The 20,703-nt window shown below is 33.7% G+C and carries 22 protein-coding genes, 2 tRNA genes and 1 pseudogene; 8 read left to right on the top strand and 17 right to left on the bottom strand.

The genetic code is table 11. The features are described from left to right. Positions 1–3 precede the first annotated feature (3 nt). Positions 4–525, bottom strand: a complete 522-nt coding sequence (locus AAGD59_RS00655; protein WP_265027904.1) for a cytochrome b — start codon at positions 523–525, stop codon at positions 4–6. 1,051 nt (positions 526–1,576) lie between these two features. Between AAGD59_RS00655 and AAGD59_RS00650 the strand changes: the two genes are divergently transcribed. From AAGD59_RS00650 to AAGD59_RS00630, 5 genes are all read left to right on the top strand, one after another. Beyond that, entirely contained in the window at positions 1,577–2,773 is a 1,197-nt protein-coding gene (locus AAGD59_RS00650) for a phosphoglycerate kinase (protein WP_015589416.1), read from the top strand. 49 nt (positions 2,774–2,822) lie between these two features. Then, a complete protein-coding gene (locus AAGD59_RS00645) occupies positions 2,823–3,110 on the top strand; it encodes a hypothetical protein (protein ID WP_012673373.1) in 288 nt (95 codons plus the stop codon). After that, positions 3,107–3,451 carry an EndoU domain-containing protein gene (locus tag AAGD59_RS00640; protein ID WP_227738569.1) on the top strand — a complete coding sequence of 115 codons (345 nt, stop codon included), beginning with the start codon at positions 3,107–3,109 and terminating at the stop codon, positions 3,449–3,451. The genes AAGD59_RS00645 and AAGD59_RS00640 overlap by 4 nt, the downstream gene beginning before the upstream one ends. After that, on the top strand, positions 3,429–3,617 hold the full coding sequence (locus AAGD59_RS00635; RefSeq protein ID WP_041573545.1) for a hypothetical protein: 189 nt from the start codon (positions 3,429–3,431) through the stop codon (positions 3,615–3,617). The genes AAGD59_RS00640 and AAGD59_RS00635 overlap by 23 nt, the downstream gene beginning before the upstream one ends. A gap of 97 nt (positions 3,618–3,714) precedes the next feature. Continuing rightward, on the top strand, positions 3,715–4,065 hold the full coding sequence (locus AAGD59_RS00630; protein ID WP_007549043.1) for a diacylglycerol kinase: 351 nt from the start codon (positions 3,715–3,717) through the stop codon (positions 4,063–4,065). A gap of 11 nt (positions 4,066–4,076) precedes the next feature. Here the strand turns inward: AAGD59_RS00630 and AAGD59_RS00625 are convergent, their stop codons facing one another. The 3 genes from AAGD59_RS00625 to AAGD59_RS00615 all read right to left on the bottom strand — a co-directional run bounded on the left by AAGD59_RS00625 (position 4,077) and on the right by AAGD59_RS00615 (position 8,924). Beyond that, a complete protein-coding gene (locus AAGD59_RS00625) occupies positions 4,077–5,021 on the bottom strand; it encodes an RluA family pseudouridine synthase (RefSeq protein ID WP_041573544.1) in 945 nt (314 codons plus the stop codon). After that, positions 5,012–6,709: a hypothetical protein gene (locus AAGD59_RS00620; RefSeq protein ID WP_141456661.1), complete on the bottom strand. Its 1,698-nt coding sequence runs from the start codon at positions 6,707–6,709 to the stop codon at positions 5,012–5,014. The genes AAGD59_RS00625 and AAGD59_RS00620 overlap by 10 nt, the downstream gene beginning before the upstream one ends. A gap of 61 nt (positions 6,710–6,770) precedes the next feature. Continuing rightward, positions 6,771–8,924: a ComEC/Rec2 family competence protein gene (locus AAGD59_RS00615; protein WP_015589413.1), complete on the bottom strand. Its 2,154-nt coding sequence runs from the start codon at positions 8,922–8,924 to the stop codon at positions 6,771–6,773. 62 nt (positions 8,925–8,986) lie between these two features. Between AAGD59_RS00615 and AAGD59_RS00610 the strand changes: the two genes are divergently transcribed. Next, a tRNA-Met gene (locus AAGD59_RS00610) sits at positions 8,987–9,063 on the top strand. 3 nt (positions 9,064–9,066) lie between these two features. Here AAGD59_RS00610 and pdxH read toward each other — a convergent pair. After that, on the bottom strand, positions 9,067–9,660 hold the full coding sequence (gene pdxH / locus AAGD59_RS00605) for a pyridoxamine 5'-phosphate oxidase (protein ID WP_015589412.1): 594 nt from the start codon (positions 9,658–9,660) through the stop codon (positions 9,067–9,069). A gap of 16 nt (positions 9,661–9,676) precedes the next feature. Next, complete coding sequence (mutM, locus tag AAGD59_RS00600) at positions 9,677–10,492, bottom strand: bifunctional DNA-formamidopyrimidine glycosylase/DNA-(apurinic or apyrimidinic site) lyase (protein WP_015589411.1); 816 nt, start codon at positions 10,490–10,492, stop codon at positions 9,677–9,679. A gap of 247 nt (positions 10,493–10,739) precedes the next feature. Between mutM and AAGD59_RS00595 the strand changes: the two genes are divergently transcribed. Further along, positions 10,740–10,812, top strand: a tRNA-Thr gene (locus AAGD59_RS00595). Positions 10,813–10,865: 53 nt separating this feature from the next. Here the strand turns inward: AAGD59_RS00595 and AAGD59_RS00590 are convergent. From AAGD59_RS00590 to AAGD59_RS00575, 4 genes are all read right to left on the bottom strand, one after another. Next, positions 10,866–12,392 (bottom strand): acyl-CoA carboxylase subunit beta, encoded by a 1,527-nt coding sequence (locus AAGD59_RS00590; RefSeq protein WP_341812931.1) that lies wholly within the window; start codon positions 12,390–12,392, stop codon positions 10,866–10,868. A gap of 107 nt (positions 12,393–12,499) precedes the next feature. After that, the gene (locus AAGD59_RS00585) at positions 12,500–12,802 is read right to left on the bottom strand and encodes a hypothetical protein (protein ID WP_231115838.1); all 303 of its coding nucleotides are present in this window, start codon (positions 12,800–12,802) and stop codon (positions 12,500–12,502) included. 24 nt (positions 12,803–12,826) lie between these two features. Further along, positions 12,827–13,183 (bottom strand): hypothetical protein, encoded by a 357-nt coding sequence (locus tag AAGD59_RS00580; RefSeq protein ID WP_227738564.1) that lies wholly within the window; start codon positions 13,181–13,183, stop codon positions 12,827–12,829. A 32-nt stretch (positions 13,184–13,215) separates the two neighbouring features. After that, the gene (locus tag AAGD59_RS00575) at positions 13,216–13,350 is read right to left on the bottom strand and encodes a hypothetical protein (RefSeq protein WP_255324782.1); all 135 of its coding nucleotides are present in this window, start codon (positions 13,348–13,350) and stop codon (positions 13,216–13,218) included. A gap of 154 nt (positions 13,351–13,504) precedes the next feature. On the opposite strand from AAGD59_RS00575, the pseudogene AAGD59_RS00570 reads away from it, so the two are divergent. Next, a pseudogene (locus tag AAGD59_RS00570) lies at positions 13,505–14,648 on the top strand (transposase). Between the two features lie 189 nt (positions 14,649–14,837). Here AAGD59_RS00570 and AAGD59_RS00565 read toward each other — a convergent pair. The 7 genes from AAGD59_RS00565 to AAGD59_RS00535 all read right to left on the bottom strand — a co-directional run bounded on the left by AAGD59_RS00565 (position 14,838) and on the right by AAGD59_RS00535 (position 20,452). Next, complete coding sequence (locus AAGD59_RS00565) at positions 14,838–16,088, bottom strand: citrate synthase (protein WP_015589409.1); 1,251 nt, start codon at positions 16,086–16,088, stop codon at positions 14,838–14,840. An 80-nt stretch (positions 16,089–16,168) separates the two neighbouring features. Continuing rightward, the gene (rpsT, locus tag AAGD59_RS00560) at positions 16,169–16,438 is read right to left on the bottom strand and encodes a 30S ribosomal protein S20 (protein WP_012673338.1); all 270 of its coding nucleotides are present in this window, start codon (positions 16,436–16,438) and stop codon (positions 16,169–16,171) included. Between the two features lie 51 nt (positions 16,439–16,489). After that, on the bottom strand, positions 16,490–17,215 hold the full coding sequence (locus AAGD59_RS00555) for a lysophospholipid acyltransferase family protein (protein ID WP_010963063.1): 726 nt from the start codon (positions 17,213–17,215) through the stop codon (positions 16,490–16,492). A 55-nt stretch (positions 17,216–17,270) separates the two neighbouring features. Next, positions 17,271–18,257, bottom strand: a complete 987-nt coding sequence (locus AAGD59_RS00550; RefSeq protein ID WP_174516851.1) for a tyrosine recombinase — start codon at positions 18,255–18,257, stop codon at positions 17,271–17,273. Continuing rightward, complete coding sequence (locus tag AAGD59_RS00545; protein ID WP_007549057.1) at positions 18,247–18,417, bottom strand: hypothetical protein; 171 nt, start codon at positions 18,415–18,417, stop codon at positions 18,247–18,249. Before AAGD59_RS00545 ends, AAGD59_RS00550 begins: the two co-directional genes overlap by 11 nt. 205 nt (positions 18,418–18,622) lie before the next feature. Beyond that, positions 18,623–19,258 (bottom strand): DnaA ATPase domain-containing protein, encoded by a 636-nt coding sequence (locus tag AAGD59_RS00540; protein WP_341812930.1) that lies wholly within the window; start codon positions 19,256–19,258, stop codon positions 18,623–18,625. A gap of 129 nt (positions 19,259–19,387) precedes the next feature. Then, positions 19,388–20,452, bottom strand: coding sequence for an AI-2E family transporter (locus AAGD59_RS00535; protein WP_141456664.1), 1,065 nt, complete (start codon positions 20,450–20,452; stop codon positions 19,388–19,390). Between the last annotated feature and the right edge of the window lie 251 nt (positions 20,453–20,703).

Below are 20,703 nucleotides of genomic sequence, written 5' to 3'. Positions count from 1 at the left end.
AACCTATATCATACGTTTAAAAATGTTTTGCTTATCTATAAATGTGTGCTTCAAAGCGCCAAGTATATGTAAGATTATAAAGAGTACCATAAAATATGCAAGCATCGAATGTAGCTCGTTAGCCGTGTTAGCTAGATCTTTGTTTTGATTAATCAACAAAGGGATATGGAAAAAATATTTGATCTGTTTGCCAGAAGCAGAAGACATGACATAGCCAGATAGTGGCATTAGCACCATTAAAGAATACAAACCAAAGTGCACTGCTTTACTTATATTGATTACAAACCGAGAAAAATTTGCTGGAAGTGGTGGAACATAAGTAAAGACGCGAAAAAATATGCGTACTATGATTAATCCAAGAATAGTGATACCGCAAGCCTTATGAATAGCGTATATGTTGAACTTAATTTCATTGCTAAGTGGTAAGCTTTTCATATAAAGTCCAGAGCAAAGCATACCGATAATAAAAACAGCCATCAACCAATGGATAACTCTTAAACCTAGGCTATATTTATTTTCTTCCATTTTGATTACTCTAAAGTAGCATTTATATAATAGAAAAACTATTTTTCAATCAAAATTATTAAAGCAATTTAGATTTACCAACAATGTAGCTATACAAATTCGACCCAGCCGGAAGTCAAGGGCACCTAAATCAAGAAACGGATTAAACGAAAAACTTACTTGACACCCTTCGCCAGCGCCCTTATCATGAAACTGAAGCTATTGTATTTGCTTTCGCCAATCTGCAGATTAAAAGGTAAGGATTACTTAATGTATCGGCGTCTTATGTTCAATTTTTTGCAGTATATAGATACTGTATGTCTTTACAAAACTTCATCTACATCTAGATTTTTATCTAAATAAGCTGAACGCGCTTATAAAGCGTTACAAGACATCAAAAAATGCCAATACTCGACAGAGATAGTAAAAGACTAGCTAACTCGGGGATTCTTTGTCTTTTTTTCTGCTTAGTAAATTTCTTAAACATTTGCAGCGTAGGTTAGTTGCAATTAAAAGCGGCTGAATCTCGCTTGTCAAGCGTTTAAAACATAAAAAACGCCAATATTTTAAAGCGGATAATAACCTCAGGGCTTCTTTTGCCTTTTTTTTCATTTAGTAAATTTCTTAAATATTTATAGCTAAACGACAACCGTCATCCCGCTACGTGTTAGCGGGATCTATGTTAAGGTATAGTAGGGGATCTATGTTAAGAGATACCGCGAATGAATCGCGGTATGACGGTCTGCGGCGGTATGACGGTTCGTGGCGGTATGACGGTTCGCGCGGTGGCATGACCTCGTCATCCCGCTACGTGTTAGCGGGATCTATGCTTTGAGATACCGCGAATGAATCGCGGTATGACGGTGTAGATGATGGTTAAGTAATTCGTCATCCCGCTACGTGTTAGCGGGATCTCTTGTTAGCGCCGCAGCGGTATGACGGTTCGTGGCGGCATGACGATAAGGTTCCAGTGTCAAGCGTTTGGCATGCAAATTTCCTTAAACGTTCGTAAGCTTAAAACTTTACTTTAGATCAAACTGCTGTATAGTGACTTTATAGCTTTAGTTTTACAATGAGTATACCTAGTATAGAAAATTGTGATCTTCACAATAAAGCCGTCTTACTCAGAGTTGACTTCAATGTTCCTATAAAAGATGGAGAAATTCGTGACGTCACTCGTATTTTGAGAGCATTGCCTACTATTCAGTATTTAGTGAATGCGAGTGCAAAGATTATTATTATATCACATTTTGGACGCCCAAAGGCCAGAGACAATAATCTGTCGCTAAAAAATGTAATTGACACTTTATCGCAGTTACTAAATAAAAAAGTGAAATTCATTGACGATTGCTTTGGTGAAAAAGTACAAAGAGCAGTAAGTGTTATGGATGCAGGAGATATAATATTACTAGAGAATCTAAGATTTTATAAAGAGGAAGAGCAAAGTGACTCAAATTTTGCCAAACAACTAGCATCTCTAGCGGATATATATGTAAATGATGCATTTTCTTGCTCTCACAGAGCTCACGCTTCTATTTCACGCATTACAGAATTTTTACCTTCTTATGCGGGATTTTGCTTGCAAGATGAGCTAAAGTATCTTGAAAAAGCTGTATCATTTAAAGCTAAACCTATTACTGCGATAGTTGGGGGAGCTAAAATATCAACTAAAATAAAAGTGCTTATGAAGCTAACAGAAAAGGTTGATTACCTAGTTCTAGGTGGTGCAATAGCCAATAATTTTTTGTCATTTAGCAAAGTAAATATAGGGAAATCTTTCTTTCAAAATGGTGTTGACGACCTTCTACATAATATTGTTGAAACAGCAAATAAAAACAATTGCAAAATAGTTGTGCCAGAAGACGTTCTGGTTGCAGTAAACTCTGATTACAGCACTAGTATTTCAAGAAGAACTGAGTCCATTTTGGACGGTGATATAATTTTGGATATCGGACCACAAACTTTGAGTACAATAAGCAGTATAATAGCAAGCAGTAAGACTCTGCTGTGGAATGGACCTATTGGTGTTTTTGAACATTCAGCTTTTGCAAGTGGTACAATAGGGGTAATGAAAATCGTAAGTGACTTAACGCACAAAGGAAAGTTAACCAGCATAATAGGGGGAGGCGATAGTCTATCTGCAATAAGCGCTGCAGGCCTTACCGATAAGGATTTTACATATGTTTCCACTGGTGGAGGAGCATTTTTAGATTGGTTAAGTGGCGATGAAATGCCGGGAGTTGCTGCTCTGCAAAAACGATTAGATTAAAACTTTTTTAAATTATTTCTTATAGGCTAGCTTTTTTGTGAACGTGATTATGTCGAAGACAGTTAAACTAATTTTGTGTTTAATAATACCAATAATAGGATTTATTTTTTATATTAAGGATCATTATTTTCACACCGGCTATGTAGAAGAAAATGTTGAAGTCAATTTTGAACCATTTTTCAGTTCACAACCAGCCACCGTTTCAGAATTAACTGACTTCGATAGAGGAGTGTTGAAAGTTTGTGGAGATTGGGGAGCACATCCAGATAAAGAAGATTTCAAAATTTTACTTAGTTGTCCGCAGCATCAAGAAGTAGTGAAAGGAATATATAAGTGATTACGCCAGATGCGGATTTGGAGTTACTTAAAGATGAACTGGCTAACATTTGGTTTACAAATAGTGAAAGTGAAAAAGAAACTATAGGGTTTGGACATATTTTTTGTGGTGAGCCAAACGATAAACTAGGTGGTATGCATTTTGTAGGTAGATATGTTGAAGCTCAAGAAGATAAATGGGCAGGTGCAATTTGGAATGATAAGTCCCTATGCAATAAATCAGATATTAAGCCGCCAGTTTATACATTTGGAATGAAATATTTAGGTAAGGATGGGGAAGTGAAAGTTAAATGCCCAAATGGATACGCATATAACCTTCATGCCGATAATTTCTGCAACTAAGGCGTTTAAGGAATTAGGAAAAGATGGAATGTGTCTATATGAAATGGAAGATGACGATTATCAATCAGTGTTTGTAAGAAAGAATGATGCTATACTCACGTTCTATCCTGACTTAACACCAAAATGTGATGATAAGAGTACTTATTGTAGTTGCGGTAAATCTTAATTTCAAAACCAATAGGGTAAACAAATGATAAAAATGCTATAGGGTGTAGCAAATCCAAATGAGTTAAAATTTTGATTAAAGGGTTTTGTGAATAATAATGAAGAAGGGCATTATTCGTCTAATAAAAGCAATTCAATACTCTTGTGAAGGAATAAAATCAGCTTTTATATCAGAAATTGCGTTCAGACAGGAGTTACTGCTTTTTATAGTATGTGTCTCAATTTTGTTTGTTTTGGATGTAAGTAATCTAGAACGTGCAGTAATGATAAGCAGCCTATTCCTGGTGTTAATTGTGGAAATTGTTAACACTGCTTTTGAAACGACAATTGAGCGTATTTCCAGTGAACAACACATACTTTCAAAAAAGGTGAAAGATCTAGGTAGTGCAGCAGTTTTTCTTTCATTAATTAACTTCCTGATAACATGGATGATAATATTGATAGGTTAATACGAATGTTATTAAGATATGTTGTCAAACTCACCAATTAAAGTTTTTATATCTTGCGGTAAATCAGAGACAAATTCCATGTATCCCTTACTTTTGGGGTGATATAAGCCCAGTGTATAAGCATGTAGTGCTTGTCTATTGAAATTACGAATAAAACTAGAGTTTTTAGCATATTTTGTGCTTTTACTACTATTTTTTCCATAAACTTGATCACCAACTATGGAATGTCCTATGTGGCTCATGTGGACTCGAATTTGGTGTGTTCTGCCTGTCTCTAAAGTGCATTTAACGAGGCTTACTTGTCCTATAACTTTTTGCACTAAATAGTGAGTGATTGCTAATTTGCCTGTGATTTTTGTTACACACATCATTTCTTTATTACCGCGTTTGGGAGCAATGTTAGTTTTTATCGTGCCTTGCTGAGAAGATAATGTTCCCCAAACTACTGCTAAGTATTCCCGCTTTATTTTGCGATTCGATAACAATTCAGACAAAAAACTATGGGCTGCTTCATTTTTTGCAATTACCATTAGCCCACTAGTATCTTTATCGAGTCTATGAACAATTCCTGGTCTTACATTAAGGTGAGCGATAACTGCGTTCAAAAGCGTATCATTGTTTGTCCCAGCACCTGGGTGCACTGTTAATCCACTTTGTTTACTCAGAACTATAATATCCTCATCTTCATAGACGATATCAAGTTTTATGTCATAATTAGGCTCAATTGATGTGGATATGTCAGGTTGAACGAGATGTACTATATACTCTTCACCTGGTTTTACTATGTGATCATTATTAATTATCGGTATGCCAAGTAATTTCACCTGCTCATTTTGTATCAATCTTTGAGCTTTACTGCGTGATATGTTGCATTTTTCAGCTATATAGGTGTCTAACCTTAATTTCTCTTTATCATTATTAACACTTAAGGTTATTATTGAGTGATCTATAGTGATTTACCCCGCGCCATTTCCCATGCTGCTTGAACATTTGGGTCTGTAAACATTGTTGCACTAGACTCAATTTGCAGATCACCTTGTTTTTTAATATGGCAAATTGTTTGAGAGCCATCTTTCCAGTAGATTGTAACTTTATTATCAAAATCTCGTAATGTTGCCTCAACCTTTTTTTCTTTATTATCTTTTTCTTCCAGCTTAATAGATTCTAATAAATAATATAGAAAGTCACTTGGTTTGCCGTTGATTTTTTCTTTCCATTCATCTGTTTTTTCTTGTTCAGATTTTTTTTGCTCTAACTTTTCCTTCTTTTGCTGCAGCTTATTTTGTTCTGCTTCCAGCTCTAACTTTCTAACTGTGTCACGTAGTTCTTTGACTTTATTTTCTAATACTAATAATTTATTAGTATTATTTCCATTGTTAGCTTCTAAATCAGGCGTACTTGGTTGAGCTTGCTTCTTTTTTATTTCTTCTAATTCATTCCTTACTACGTTTAATTGCTTCTTCAATTCCGTTTTTTCCTTTTCTGTATCCTCTTTTAACTTTTTTAGCATGCTAAGGAACTCGTTATTATTAGACTGCGTAGTTGATTGAAGCCAGCCTACAAAGCGGCTTGGTTCAAATCGTTCAATTTTATCTTCAGCAATTTTAATAGCATTCTCTAACCTAGAAAAAGTACCTTCAATATCTAGTGAATGTGCTTTTTTTGTCAATTCTTTAGTGTTATTTAAAACTTCTGAAATTTCTGCATGTAGCCAATCTAAATCTTTTTTGATGTCTTCTCTGATTTTTTTTAGGTGATCAAGCGTTTCTTTAATGTTAATATTTGCAGGCTTTAAAAGACTATTATCAAGTAAATCGCAAGCTTTTTTAAGGTTACTGTCAAATGAGTTGCAAAGCGGACTAAGTAGTTTTTTCATTAGAGATATTAGTTCATTTTCCCTTTTACCAAGCTTATTTTCTACTACTGATACAATCATGCCCTTTCCAGACCAGTATGGAAATAGAAGACCTAAAGAACTGTGTTTTCTAATAGTATGATTTTCATGATCCACGCTATTACTTATTAGATTGCTAAGTGTTGATATGATGCATAAAAGAATAGCGACTAATAAAGCTATTAATATTATTGGAGCATTAATGGATTGTGATATTGCTGAAACTACTATAATAGTACCAAATACATATGATCCAGTAAACAAGAGAATCCTATTTCTATTTTCTGCTTCTATATCTTCTAGTATTTCTCTCTGCGTCTTAGAAATTGGTAAAACTATTGAAAGCTTTTCCCCCTTTTTATCTAAATTTGTTACAATTTCAATTTTTTCGGCTTCTTGAACAATCTGGCTGTACTGTTCATCAACTTGATAGTTTCCTACTTTTTTATCTATCTCATTCTCTTTTATTTTTTGTGTATTTATAAAGTTTATAACAGCAGTAAATAAGAGAACTATAAGAGGAATAAAGGCAAGAGGTGCTGGCGTGAACGCAAACCCAGCAATACTTACTGTAACAGGCTGAATAGAAAAGGCAGTAAATGCTATAAGAGTAGCAATGGTACTTGCTATCGATATAGTACCAGAATACTTTCTTATAGAGCTCAAAATTCTACTGGGCTGGTCAGAAAGTTTTCTAAATCCTAAAAAATCAAAATAGTCTTTGAAAGGATCTTGAGTGTCTGTAACCATAACATTTTTCTAGTTTAAACTTATTTAGGTATACATTAACCAAACCTTAAAATCAAGTTTCTTAATTTTTCAACATGTGCCAAGGCCTATTGGAGCGCACTGTATTAATCTTTACGTAACGATTTGTTAACCAAACAGAATGTGTGCCATACGTTTCTAGATCAGCATGTTTAATAATTTTAGCGTTGCAAGCTGAATAGTCAAACTCACTTAATTGAATTGTTAAATCAACTTTATCACAATTTTCTGAAATATCTTCTTTTTTATAAGCTAGCAGCACTAATTTATTATTTCCTTTATTATATATGCAGCCATACTTTAGTCTTTTATCTGGATTGCTATATTTTGTATGATTCAAAATTTGGTTCTGTCCGTTTTGCTTTGCCCACGTTTTGATAACAAAATTTCTGCTTTTTCTAGTGAGAGAATATAGTAAGTTATCACTCTCCTTTGCAGCAACATTATCAGCATTTATTAGGATGTCGGGGGTTTTATATGCAGCGCTAAAGCAAATACCTAGTACAATAAAAAAAAATCCCAAAAAACGCCAATTTCTTTCCCACAAGCACAGCCACAATAACCCAAATGTTATTATAATAATTGATGAGGCAGGAAAAGTACGAATGGGAATAACCAAATACTGAAGACTAGCGATAGCGTTTGTTATATACAAAATGCTGTCAATTGGGCGCTCTATAAGTGGCGCTATAATCCACTCAATACCCAAAGGAATCAAAAAAACATAGATTATTCCAAGTGGAATAATAATTAATGTAACTATCGGTATAGCAACTAAATTTGTGATAATGCCACTAATTGAAAAATAATTAAAATTATATATCGTATACGGAACAGTTGCTAAACTTGCTATTACTGAGCTGATCATTATCGACACAAAATATTTCATTATTTTTATTTTGAATAATTTGTTGGCATTGATCTGATAACTGGCAACCAGTGCCAAAACAGCAGAAAATGACATCTGAAAGCCAGGCTTTAAAATTGCTTCTGGTTCTACTGAGAGTATCACTGAAGCAGCAAACGCAATTGCTATTAACCCTCGATATTTTCTCTCTATCATTATTGCAACGAGTACTAAAATCACCATGATGTAGGCACGCTGAGCAGAAATTTGCATACCGGTAATCAACAAATAAAACGTGGTTGGCAAGATAGTAAGGAATGCAGATATTTTCTTGGTGTTATACTTAAGAGTCAAAGTTTCAGATATTGCGAATAAATTACGAAACACTACAAAAAACAGACCAGCAACGAATGATAAATGCAAACCAGATATGGCAAACAAATGTGCTATACCTGAATCTCGTATCGCGTCCATAGTTTTTTGATCTATGCCATCTTTTTTACCGATCAGTAATGCAGAGATTATATCCGCATGTGGTTTCTTGATATTTTGCTGCAGGTTTTCATAAATGTATTGACGGAAAGATTCTATATATTCTTGAAATTTCCTTGCTTCAGCCTTTTTGTGCAGGGCTATTTTGCTTGTTGCAAAGCCTGTTGCACTTATTTTCTGGTAATATGCTATTCTTGCAAAATCGTATGCATACTCCGAGGGCGCAATCTTTAGAGGGAAGAGTTTTGCTGATAATTTTACTTGATCGCCTATTTTAATGCCTTTTTCCACTTTGGTTCTAACTGATATTCTGATGTTATCTAGAGCTCTATCCGGTGTCATTCCAGCGCGTGACGCTGGAATCCATATCTTTTTTTTCTGGATCCCAGTATCAAGTACTGGGATGACAAAAGGGGGCGCTGGGATGACAGGAGAGGATTTTGAGATAGTAGGGGATTTTTCAACAGAAAGCAGAAATTGTTTATATGAGCCCCTGTCGTTAATATCCTTCACTGTGGCAACGATATCTTTTACATATCTCTCTTTATCAAGAATTTGAGTATCAACTAAAGCTGTTCTTAATTTACTAGCTGTAAATCCTATGAGCACTGCTATTAAAGCGATACACAATATCGCGTACCTTTTATACAATATTGCAATCAAAATTAGTGTGGGTAAAAGCAAAAGAAAAATAGATATGCAGCTTGGTTCAAAACTTAGGGAAAAATAGGTTAGAATTCCTACACACTGAAAAACAGGAAACCACAGTATCAAGTTATATTGTTCATTGCGCAGATTGTTACGTATATAACTAACTATTATGTCAAGAAAAGTTAATAAGTGTGTCGATATTTGCATGTGGTGAAATTTTATTTTTCTTTTTTCATTATTTGTATATATAATAACTAAATAAGCAACGACGCGGGATGGAGCAGCTCGGTAGCTCGTCAGGCTCATAACCTGAAGGTCGTAGGTTCAAATCCTACTCCCGCAACCATTTTTAAGGATATAGTTGTTCCACTTTCCAATCGCTTCCCTCAACAAGAGTGTATCTAAATCTAATATGCTTCCTATATTCACCTTCTTGCCAAAATTCAATTACTTTTGGGATTACGCAAAATCCCACCCAAAAATCAGGACGAGGGACCTTTTGATCATAAAATTCTTTATTCTTCAATTCAATAGCTTGCTCAAAATCTTGCCAATCTTTCAGAATGCTCGATTGTTTTGAGCACCATGCGCTAATTTGACTATCACGTGCTCGAGAAGAGAAGTATTTGTCAGTTCTTTCATCGTTTAGAAGTTTAACCTCTCCTTCAATTCTTACCTGCCTAGAAAATTCTATCCAGTGAAACACTAACGCAGCTTTGGGGTTCTCAGTCAATTCTTTCCCTTTTTTACTGTTTACGTTAGTGAAAAACACAAAACCTTCTTTGCTATATTCCTTTAGTAATACCACTCTTGCAGATGGAATACAGTCTTTGCTACAAGTTGCTAGCGTCATTGCAGTTGGTTGTTCACACGGAGAATTAAGTACTGCTTTGTACCACTTTGAAAACAAATCAAATGGATCTTTTTCAAGTGAAAATATCATATCAAAAAATAAAATCTTAATTCTGGCACGCGTTGCAAAAATAAGTGCTACGGCCATTTTGTCGTATAAGTGTTATGATATTATTGCAAATCTTGCAAGGTTTTTGAACTTTACCATATACGTAAAAGTTATTTTGAAAGTATCCAGCAGATCCAGATGGCTGTGCATAATCTTTCAGTGTTGAACCGCCTGCAGCAATTGCATCACTCAGAGTATTTTTTATTTCAGCAGCAAGTTTTTCGCACTCTCTATAGGTCAAGTTTTTTGCTGACCTGAGTGGTGATATACAGGCTCTAAACAAGCTCTCAGAAGCATATATGTTGCCTACGCCAACTATTGATTTATTGTCCATTAACGCTGATTTGATATTCACTTTTTTGTTTTTCAGCAACTCCTGTAAATAGTCTCCACTGAATTCATCCGTGAGGGGCTCTATTCCAAAATCGCTAAAAAAATCCGTTTCTTGTTCTTTATTTAAAACGATAACTAATCCAAATCTTCTTGGGTCATTAAAAATTATTGAAGTATTGTCAGAAAATAAAAATACCACGTGATCATGCTTATTCCGCATTTGATCGTGGTCAGCATATATAAGCTTTCCGCTCATGCCAAGATGTATGATTACAGCCACACTACCATCTGTATTCCAGATGGTATACTTACCTCTACGCTTGATGTTGCGTATGACTTTGCCCTTTAGCATATCATCAATATTTTTTGTTATTGGGGCACGTAAATTCCAATTATTCACTATAACATTACTGATTTGCTTGTTTTTAATTTTATCAAGCAAAAAATTAGAGATTACTTCCACTTCCGGTAGTTCTGGCATGATACCTCCTTCAAAACTTAAGTTTCTGATGGTAATTTTGTCGTTCTCAAATACATTCGAGTATTCTGCGGTGCTTTCTCCTAAAAATTCCTCACCACAAACGAGTTTTGAAAGGGTTCTCTGTCTACTCTGTTGCTGCTTTTTTCTTTTCAAAATATTTTGCTTTAAAGCTTTCGCTAATCTTTTTTTCTCCTCTTCTTTTTCCTTATTCTTTTTTGTGTTATTCATTATCATAATATATAAACTTGCCGTTGTAGCTCAGGTGGTAGAGTACGTCATTGGTAATGACGAGGTCCCAAGTTCGAGTCTTGGTAACGGCACACTGATTATACTTATAATATTGCATAACTTGTAAGCAAGGCTTAGAAGAAAGTTACAGAGGTAAGTTGTCATGCTTTTTCCATATCCTTTCTACCTTCTTGTTTTTGAGTAGCTCTAATGCTTTACAAAAGTGATACCTTGTTTTACTTGGCACTATAATGTCATCAATGTATCCATATGATGCAGCAAAAAATGGGTTAGCAAATTTTTCTTTATATTCTTTAATTAACGTTTGCTGATCTTTTTCGTGTCGAAATATAATCTCAACTGCACTTTCAGGGCCCATCACAGCTATTTCAGCAGTTGGCCAGGCATAATTTATATCACCTTTTAGATGTTTCGAATTCATAACAATGTATGCACCACCATACGCTTTTCTAGTGATAAGGCTAATTTTCGGCACGGTCGCTTCAGCGTAAGCGTAAAGCAGTTTCGCTCCGTGTTGTATTATATTATTGTATTCTTGATTTGTACCCGGCAAAAATCCTGGAACATCAATAAGTGTGATGATCGGAATGTTAAATGCGTCACAAAACCTTACAAACCTCGCAGCTTTTCTTGAAGAATCAATATCCAAACATCCTGCAAGGTGCATAGGTTGATTTGCAACAATACCGACAGTATTTCCTCCAATTCTACCAAAACCAGTTATGATATTACGAGCAAAATCAGGTTTCAGTTCAAAGAAATTCCTTTCATCACAAACTTTTTCAATGAGTTCATACATATCATAAGGAGTATTAGGATTGGTAGGAATTAGAGTGTTTAAGGATTCATCAATGTCGTCAACATCATTACAGATTGATGCAGATTTTGGTGATTCTTGATTATTTGCTGGTAAGAAAGTAAAGAATTCACGCATTTTTAGCAGCATTTCAACATCATTATTGAATGCAAAATCCGCTACTCCTGTTTTGCTTGTATGAATTTTTGCTCCACCGAGGTCTTCGAAACTTACATCTTCGTAGGTAACCTTTTTTACTACATCTGGCCCGGTTATAAACATATATGAACTGTTTTTCACCATGAAAGTAAAGTCAGTTAATGCTGGGGAATAAACTGCACCTCCTGCACATGGGCCCATAATTAAAGAAATTTGTGGTATAACACCCGATGCATTTACGTTTCTTTGAAAAATTTCTCCATAACCAGCAAGAGAATTTACTCCTTCCTGAATTCTGGCTCCACCAGAATCATTTAGTCCGATAATTGGAACTCTGGCATTAATTGCCATATCCATAATTTTGCATATTTTTTTTGCATGTGACGCACCAAGTGAACCACCAAAGACAGTAAAATCCTGAGAATAAACAAAAACTTTTCTGCCATAAATAGTACCATGACCAATCACTACCCCATCACCTAAAAAATTAGCATTTTGCATGCCAAAATCATTTGCATGATGTTTTACGAATTTATCGTATTCTGCAAAAGAACTTTCATCGAGCAATATACTGAGCCTTTCTCTAGCAGTTAATTTCCCTTTTTCATGTTGTTTGGTAATCCTGTCAGAACCGCCTCCTTTTTCAGCTTCTAGTGCTTTGGTTTTTAGATTTTCTAGTATTTTAAAGTCTTGCATACAATAAAGTAGTTTTCAAATTAGTTGTAGACTTTATTAAGTTTACAAACCCTACTAACTATACACATACACTATTGCTATATGCAACAATGTATGTATGATAATTGTTAATGCTCTGGTGATTCATGGTCACTACTTTGAAAATGTTGCGATGTGTCAACACTTTTCATATTAGAAAGAGGTGGACTAACTGCACTGCTTTTTGTTTGTGCAAAACTTTTAGCAGCTTCAACAACCTTGCTTATACGAGGTTCTTTTTCTAGCTCTTTTAGGTACTTTGAGAAGATTTCACAACTTTTGTCATCCATATGTACCATTATTTTACCAAAACTTTCAGCTTTTTCAGAAGATAAAATCATTTCGATCTTTTCATCGCCTACCCTAAAGGTCATTTTTACTTTGCCTTGCATATCATGATATTGCCAGCTTTTTATTCAGATTAGATTATCTCCTTCTCCTATTCGCAATGCACCATATTCTAAGTCCTTAAATTCCGGGGAGTTCATAAATTTTGCAGGAGTGATCACACTTTTTTCTGGACACTGTACATAATAAAATTTATTATCTCTTTCTACTACAATTTCTTTTTTTTTGTCATTTTCAATACTATCACTTACAATTTGTTTTAGACGTGACAAATATTCGCCGCGTTCTTTCAGTATATCTTCTGGCAATAATCTCCGAACTTCTTGGCTCACATCAGTGCCTGTTGAAACTAGATTAAACATTTCTAACATAAGAGGCCGTAGTTTTTCTTTTCCAGTCTCAGTAACATTTTTATCTTGCTCCATGAGGTGGTATAAGATCAGTATCGAATAATCTATTATTGATGACTTTTTTCTCCTTGGAATACATCAACACTAAACATGACCTTGTGCTTTTTTGCATCGTCTATAGATTTTTGAAGTCTCTTTGCTATGTTTTCGATAGCTTCATCATTAGGTAAGTGTTCAGGCAATGGCGTCAACTTAAGGAAAAATATCAGCGATAGTATATAAAATTTCTCTCTAAATTTTTTATCATTAAATTATCCAAAGAGTGCAAGGGACAGCACTTTTGTTTCTGTTTTATTTCAACAAAGAAGTCTAAAATGTGTCCTTTTTAGGTGAAATATGCAAAAAGGAAAAAACCTTATTCTACAAATTAAAAATATAATATACTCGAAAACTTTTCAGAAAATCCATTGTGTTGAGTTTTACACGAACAAGAAAACTTCCTTTTTCGACAGTATTTTCTATGATTTTAAAGTTAGTTAAAAAAAGTTTGGGAATAGAATGTGAACTTATGGAGCCATTGACATGTACCCTCAAAGCAAGCTTTTTCTAAAGCAAGGTATAAGATTTGCCATACAGGCTTTCAAGAATTTAAGCATCCAAACAGCCTATCAGGATGAACCTGAGTTGGAGAGGCTATAGACTTATTGCAGAAGATGGTTCTGGTATGAGATTACCCAGCTCTGGGGAAATTGTATCCGAGTTTGAACCAAATGGAACAACAGGCACCATTGGCAATTTGTTTGTTGATTTGTGTACTTCGCTAATTTGTAGTGCTCGTCTTGCAGCTTGGAATATAGGTGAACAAACGTTGGCGGCAGAGCAATTACCCGAAGTTATCACTCAAATGCGTTTATTAAATCAAGAGAAATTATTATTTATCTATGATCGTCTTCAGTAAAATTCATTCAGCAGCATTATGATTTGGAAGTAGATTTTATTTTTCGCTTGCAAAAAAGAAATTATAGTAAGCTATGGGAACGCTGGCGAATTAGATTTTGATTTTATATTAGAAAATGAAAAGCTAAAAAATAAAATGAAAGGACAGAAAGTAAGAGTTATAGTGCTGACATTAGCCAACTGAGAAACAGAGTTTTTGACCGAGACTTTGGAGCAAAGCTTATGTGTTAAGGTGGCACATAGAGGAGTGCTATAAACGACTCAAAGTAGGAGCAGAGTTAGAGAATTTTTCTGGAGAGGCTGTATTACAAGAATTTTGGGCAAACTTGGTCATGTGCAATATATTATCGCTTCATATGTGTGATGCACAAGGGCCTTGGAACCCAGATCAAATTACTGAGTATCGTTTAAATTTTTCAGTTTTATTTGGTGTAATGAGGCAGAAACTCTATCAGGTACTTATTGCGCCAAAAAACTTTCAAGCCCTTTTTAAGTATACGCGCTAAAGTTAAAATCCGACCGGGACAGCCGCAATAAAGTAGATAAGCCTAAACGCCATCATGTCTTTAGGAGAGTTTGCTAATGAAAGTTCTTAAGTTGACGTCATTGACTGAACGGATACGGAATGACACCATCCTTTTTTCTGGATTCCAGACTGGAATGACACCTCTGGACACTTCCGTCGTAAAGGAACCAGTGTCAGCTACTCGGATGACACCTTTTTTCTACTTAGTTTGGGTTATGCAAGAAGTCTAATGAAGTGAAAATAAATTTATTTACCAAAATAGAGTTGCCTTGGTCTACAGATCTTAGTTTCTTTATCATTTATCATTTCATACCACTGAGTAACCCAACCAGTGGTTCTTGCAAGTGCAAAAATAGGCGTGAACATATTTGAGGGGATATCAATAGCATTCATTATTATACCTGAGTAAAAATCAACATTTGGATATAACTTACGCACGATAAAATATTCATCCTTTAAAGCTATTTCTTCAAGTTTTTTTGCAATTTTAAGCAGTTCATTATTTTGTTCTAGTTTACTTAGAACCTCATGGCAAGCGCCTTTCAATATACGCGCGCGCGGATCATAATTTTTATAAACACGATGTCCAAATCCCATCAATTTAAATGGATCTTTATCATCTTTAGCTTTTTCGATGAATTTATCTATATCTCCACTTTGCTCTATCTCTTTTAGCATATTTATAACTGCCTCATTAGCTCCACCATGTGCTGGTCCCCAAAGTGTAGCAACTCCTGCAGAGAGGCTTGCAAACAGATTAGAACCAGCCGATCCCACCAATCTGACAGCCGCCGTAGAAGCATTCTGTTCATGATCAGCATGGAGAGTAAATATTTTATCCAGAGCTTTTGCAAAAAGGGCGCTTTTATCATTATCAACAGCATCGCCAAATATCATCTTTAAGAAATTTTCACTGTAACTTAATTCATTGTTAGCATTTATGAATTCCTGATTGTTGATATGCCTATAAATCATTGCAATAATTGTGGAAACTTGCGCTATTGCAGAAATTCCAAAATCTAGGTCTTCACCATTGACATTGTTGCCATGCTTTTCATGATAAGATGCTGACAAACTTGCAAAACATGCAACTAAGATTGACATAGGGTGAGCAGTTTTTGGAAATGCTTTAATTACATTTGTAACTTGCTCTGATACTTTGGATGATTCTTGTATTTTGAGAAGAAATTTTTTGTGTTGCTCTGAACTGGGTAATTCACCATAGAGCAATAAATAAATCACAGCAGTAAAATTATTATTCTCTGCCAAATCAGCTATATTATGTCCCCTATATTTAAGAACTCCTTCATCTCCATCAATGAATGTAATTGTAGAAGAGCATGAAGCTGTAGAAACAAACCCTGGATCGTAAGTGAATAATCCTGTCATCTTATATAAATCCTTGATATTTAACACATCAGGACCTGTTGTTCCGCTTAATACAGGTAGCTCGATTTTTAATCCATTACTTAGTTCTAATAGCACTTTTTTATCCATCACTTAAGCTACTTAAATTTTATACAGAATATACAAACTGAGGAGTATATATTAATACAGTTAACTTTACATTAACCGTATTAAGCGGTCATCAATGCTTTTACTTTTGCATTTAAGCGACTTATTTTACGCGCAGCAGTATTCCTATGAATAACACCTTTATTCACACACTTGTGTAAATTAGATTCAGCATTCCGAAATGCCAGAACAACATTTTCTTTGTCGCCAGACTTGATTATATCAACCAATTTTCTAATAGAGGTGCGAGTTTTACTTTTCCGCATCTTATTTATTAAAGTGCGCTTTGCTATTACCTTTATCATTTTTTTAGCACTCTTATGATTTGCCATATATTAATACCTAAAATACTGTACTTTTCTTTTAATTATAAAGTTTTTTTGTTAATTTGCAATATCAGTTTTTCCTATGGTTAATCTACTGCTTCTCTCTTCAATAATTTTTTCTAAACTTTGCAAGAATTCATTTTTGTTTAACCCAGGATATATTGGGGGCAATATTTCTATTACTGCCTTTCCGGGATTCTTTCTCAGAGAAAGTATGCTTTTTGGCCAAAACAAACCAGTGTTTAAAGCAACCGGTAACACAGGAACAGATAATACGCTATATAAAGCAGCAATACCTGGTTGATATTTTATATTTTGGTTTATAGTTGTTCTTGTACCTTCAGGAAATATTATTATGCTTCTATTTTCTTTTATACGCATTTTTGCTAGTTTGATTATATGGCGTATAGAACTGATACCATCTGAACGGTTAATAAAAATCATTTTCAGCGCTATAAGATGCAAACCAATGAATGGAATCCATTTCAATTCACGTTTTAAAATAAAAACCGCTTTTCTAAATAGTAGTATAAAAATAAATGTTTCAAATGGAGATTGGTGTTTAGATGCAATGATAAAAGGTTGCTTAGGAATGTTTTCCATTCCCCTCACTTCATATTTAATGCCACATAATAAACGCAGCATGAATAATACAACTCTCACCGAACAGACGAGGAAAATGGTTATTACACACTCAGAAAAGAAAATTACAGGGAGAGTAATGAAAGTATAGAATACCTCCCATAATATAAGAAAGAAATTAAACAATAAACTTGAAATCACAAACTCACATAAATTTATTTAAATTTAACTTTATTACAAATTAAAAACAATAAATTTAATTATTGATCATCTGAGTAATAGGATGCGAATCAGCTAATTTGTCCTTTAACTTTTCGTTAGCAATATGAGTATATATTTGTGTTGTAGAAAGGTTAGTATGGCCAAGAACTTTCTGTATCAACACAATATTTGCTCCGCTATTTAGTAGATGGGTAGCAAAAGAATGCCTAATCACGTGTGGAGAGATCTTATTTTCATCAATATTGCATTTTCTTGCCAACTCCTTCATTAATTGACCGAGCCTCTGCCTTGTAATTGGTTTATTAGGTTTATCACCTGGGAATAGCCAATCGGATTCCTTTTCTTTAGAGATCAGATTATCACGAACTGATAAATAATTTCTAAGGCTCTGCAATGCTTGTTCATTAAAAAGAATTTGCCTCTCTCTACCACTTTTTCCTTTTATTATTATATAGCATTCTTTGTTATTACTGTTTATTAAATGTGACACTTCACATAATTTCATACTAATTAGTTCAGAAACACGCATTCCAGAAGAGTAAAGGATATCTAAAATCGCACATAGCCTTTTACTGCTTATCTCTTTATTCGATTCGCTTGCTGATTTTCTCACTGTGTCCATTAGCAAAAATATTTCTTCGACACTTAAATACTTAGGCAAAGGACGAGAAACTTTTGGATTCTTTAATTCAGCATCATTAGCCGGCGCTGGATTAAAATCTATTATTCCGTCATTAAATAGACACTTGTAAAAATTTTTCATAGCGGATATTTTTCTTGATATAGAGCTACTTTTATATTTTTTTTGTGTACATAAAGATTTCACATAATCTTTAATATTGGTTTTGTTTACACCAACCAAGGTAGTGCCGCTTTCCAATAAAAATTCTTCAAACTGGTGTAAATCCGAACGATAACTTTCCAGAGTATTTTGTGCAGCGAACCTCTCTGAAGCTAAAGCATCTATGTAATATGTTATGTAAAGATTTTCTTTTTTATTTTGCGACTGTTTATTTTTCATTATCAGTTCCTATATTTATTTCTTTGGCTATAATTTGATTAGAAGTGTTCCCTGTGTTTCTTATGAGAAAATATGAGACAAATAAAGCATTTATCAATAGAGTGAACATCACAAACTTTTGCTTTAACCTTTTTCTTAAATTTAATCTTACTCTTATCATAGTTAAATTATAACGTTAAATCTATAAAAAACACCTTATAAAGTGAGCTCTACTATAAATATAGAATACTTCTTAGCTGTATCTATCTATATTTATTATAACATAACATTGATTATAATTCTAACATGGACAGATAGAGATTCCAATTACGTTAGTGTTATGGGTGTTAATAAATTTTTAATATACACCTTTACAAAAGAAGAAATCAAATGGCATCTTTTTTTAATAAAGCGCTAATAAAAGGAACGGTCACATTTGACCCTATAGATTCATTATCTATCTTTTCTATAATTTTATCAATGCTATAGAAAGAACGTTCTATTCTTGCTAAAATATAATTAATCACTTTTAAATCAATTTTTAACTGTTTATCTGAAAATCGTTTTATTAGCATAATTCTTAATAATTCCTCGCTTGCAGGCAAAATTTTTACGCTGATAGTTGATAATATTCGAGAACTTAAATCTCTTAGTTTGAAGTTAAGCTTTTTTGGTGAAATTGAAGAAGTGATTAGCAGCCTCTTGTCGTTTTCTTTCATGTAATTGTAACAATGTAATAACATTGCTTCATCTTTAATGTTTTGTACGTCTTCTAAAATAAAAGCATCGCTATACCTAATCTCGCTTACGAAGTTATTCACATTGATAAAGATTGCATCGTTTATTGATTGCCAAATATGAGCAAGATGAGTTTTACCGGAGCTTTTAGGTCCAAAAAGAATCAGACATTTCCAAGATAAATCATTAACTACCGAATTATATACGTGCTTATTTTCATCTAAGATGATGTAATTTTGCCGGCTATAATCAGCTTGATTGTTGTTAAATAAATTTAATTGCACGTTGAACCTCTTACGTAACCTCTTTCTGGTAGTAATTTTTGCGCAGAAATTTACTTACGCTCCTCAAATGTGTCAGGTATTCTGGGCTCATTTCTCCTCTTACCATAAATTGATTATGCAAAAGGTCTGTTAGCCGTTTTTATAAAGCTCACTTTTAAAATATTTATTGATTGCATATTCTACTGATACATTGAACATTGCTATTATTGGAATAAAAAGTAATATACCTGTAAATCCAAAATATGAAGCGCATATAGTAATTCCCAGAATAATTACAGTTGGATGTATATGAACTTTTTTTCCTATTAATAAAGGAACTAATATATTTGAATCTATTAATTGTCCAACACCAAATAATAGCAAAACGGCAGCACTTTCAAACCATCCACTAAATTGAGTGATAGCGCTCAAAAACCCAATAATGGTATATAATAATGGCCCTACGTAAGGTATGAACGTTAACATTCCTGATAAAATTCCAATAACAATAGAGTGTTCCAATCCGATTATGCTCAGGCTCACAGAGTAAAAGACCATCATGACAATACATACATTTACCTGCCCCTTTAGATAATTAGATATAATGAAATCCACTTTGGAAAAATAATCTGCAATTTTTCCTCTGTAAGGAATAGGGATTAATTTATTAGCTTTTTCTATAATTAAAGGCCAATCACGTAATATGTAGAAAAACACTACAGGAGTAATCACCATTAATGATACCGTGTTAAAGCTTGAACTTAACACTTGGATTATAAAGTTACTAGCAATATCAAGAGCATTCATGAAATAAGATACATAGTTGCTGTAATTTTCTGCTAGATTTTTAGATAAGTGATCAAATAAGCTATCCTCGATTTTTATATTAAGAAATTCTAATACAGAGGGGATTACTTTAAGCTTTAATGAAGGCACTTTACTCACTAAGAAATTTAATATTGAAGTAATTTGAACATATATAATAGGTAAAACAAATGTTATGACTAGTATAAAAGCTATTAATAAAATAAGTATTATAAAAATTACAGAACATGAACGCGGTATTCTATACTTTTCAAACTTAACTACTAGCGGATTAAACAAATATGCAATAATAATAGATATTAAACATGGAAAAATCATAGGACGCATCAGGAATAACATCCCTATTATAAAAAGCAGTATGAAACAAATAGTTATATGACGTTTTTGCATGTGTTTAGCATAGCTAATTTACTGAAAAATATGCAATTTATTTTTCCTATGTTGAAAGTATTTTACGATTTGTAATACTATCGTTTTTTACTAAAATTTAGTTGTTTAATCCGCAGGCAAAGATAGATTTTGAGCTCTCTAAATATCTCTTTTGCTATTATAATTATGCTAGTTAATAGGGGAAGTAACTTTTATATGATGTCAGAAATTTTATTTTTCGGAAAGAATCTTGGATAGAGAGGAAAGCTTCT

This window comes from Wolbachia endosymbiont (group A) of Cephus spinipes (genome assembly GCF_964026895.1).
GTDB classification, from domain to species: domain Bacteria; phylum Pseudomonadota; class Alphaproteobacteria; order Rickettsiales; family Anaplasmataceae; genus Wolbachia; species Wolbachia pipientis.
This window is presented reverse-complemented; position numbering and strand designations above follow the sequence as displayed.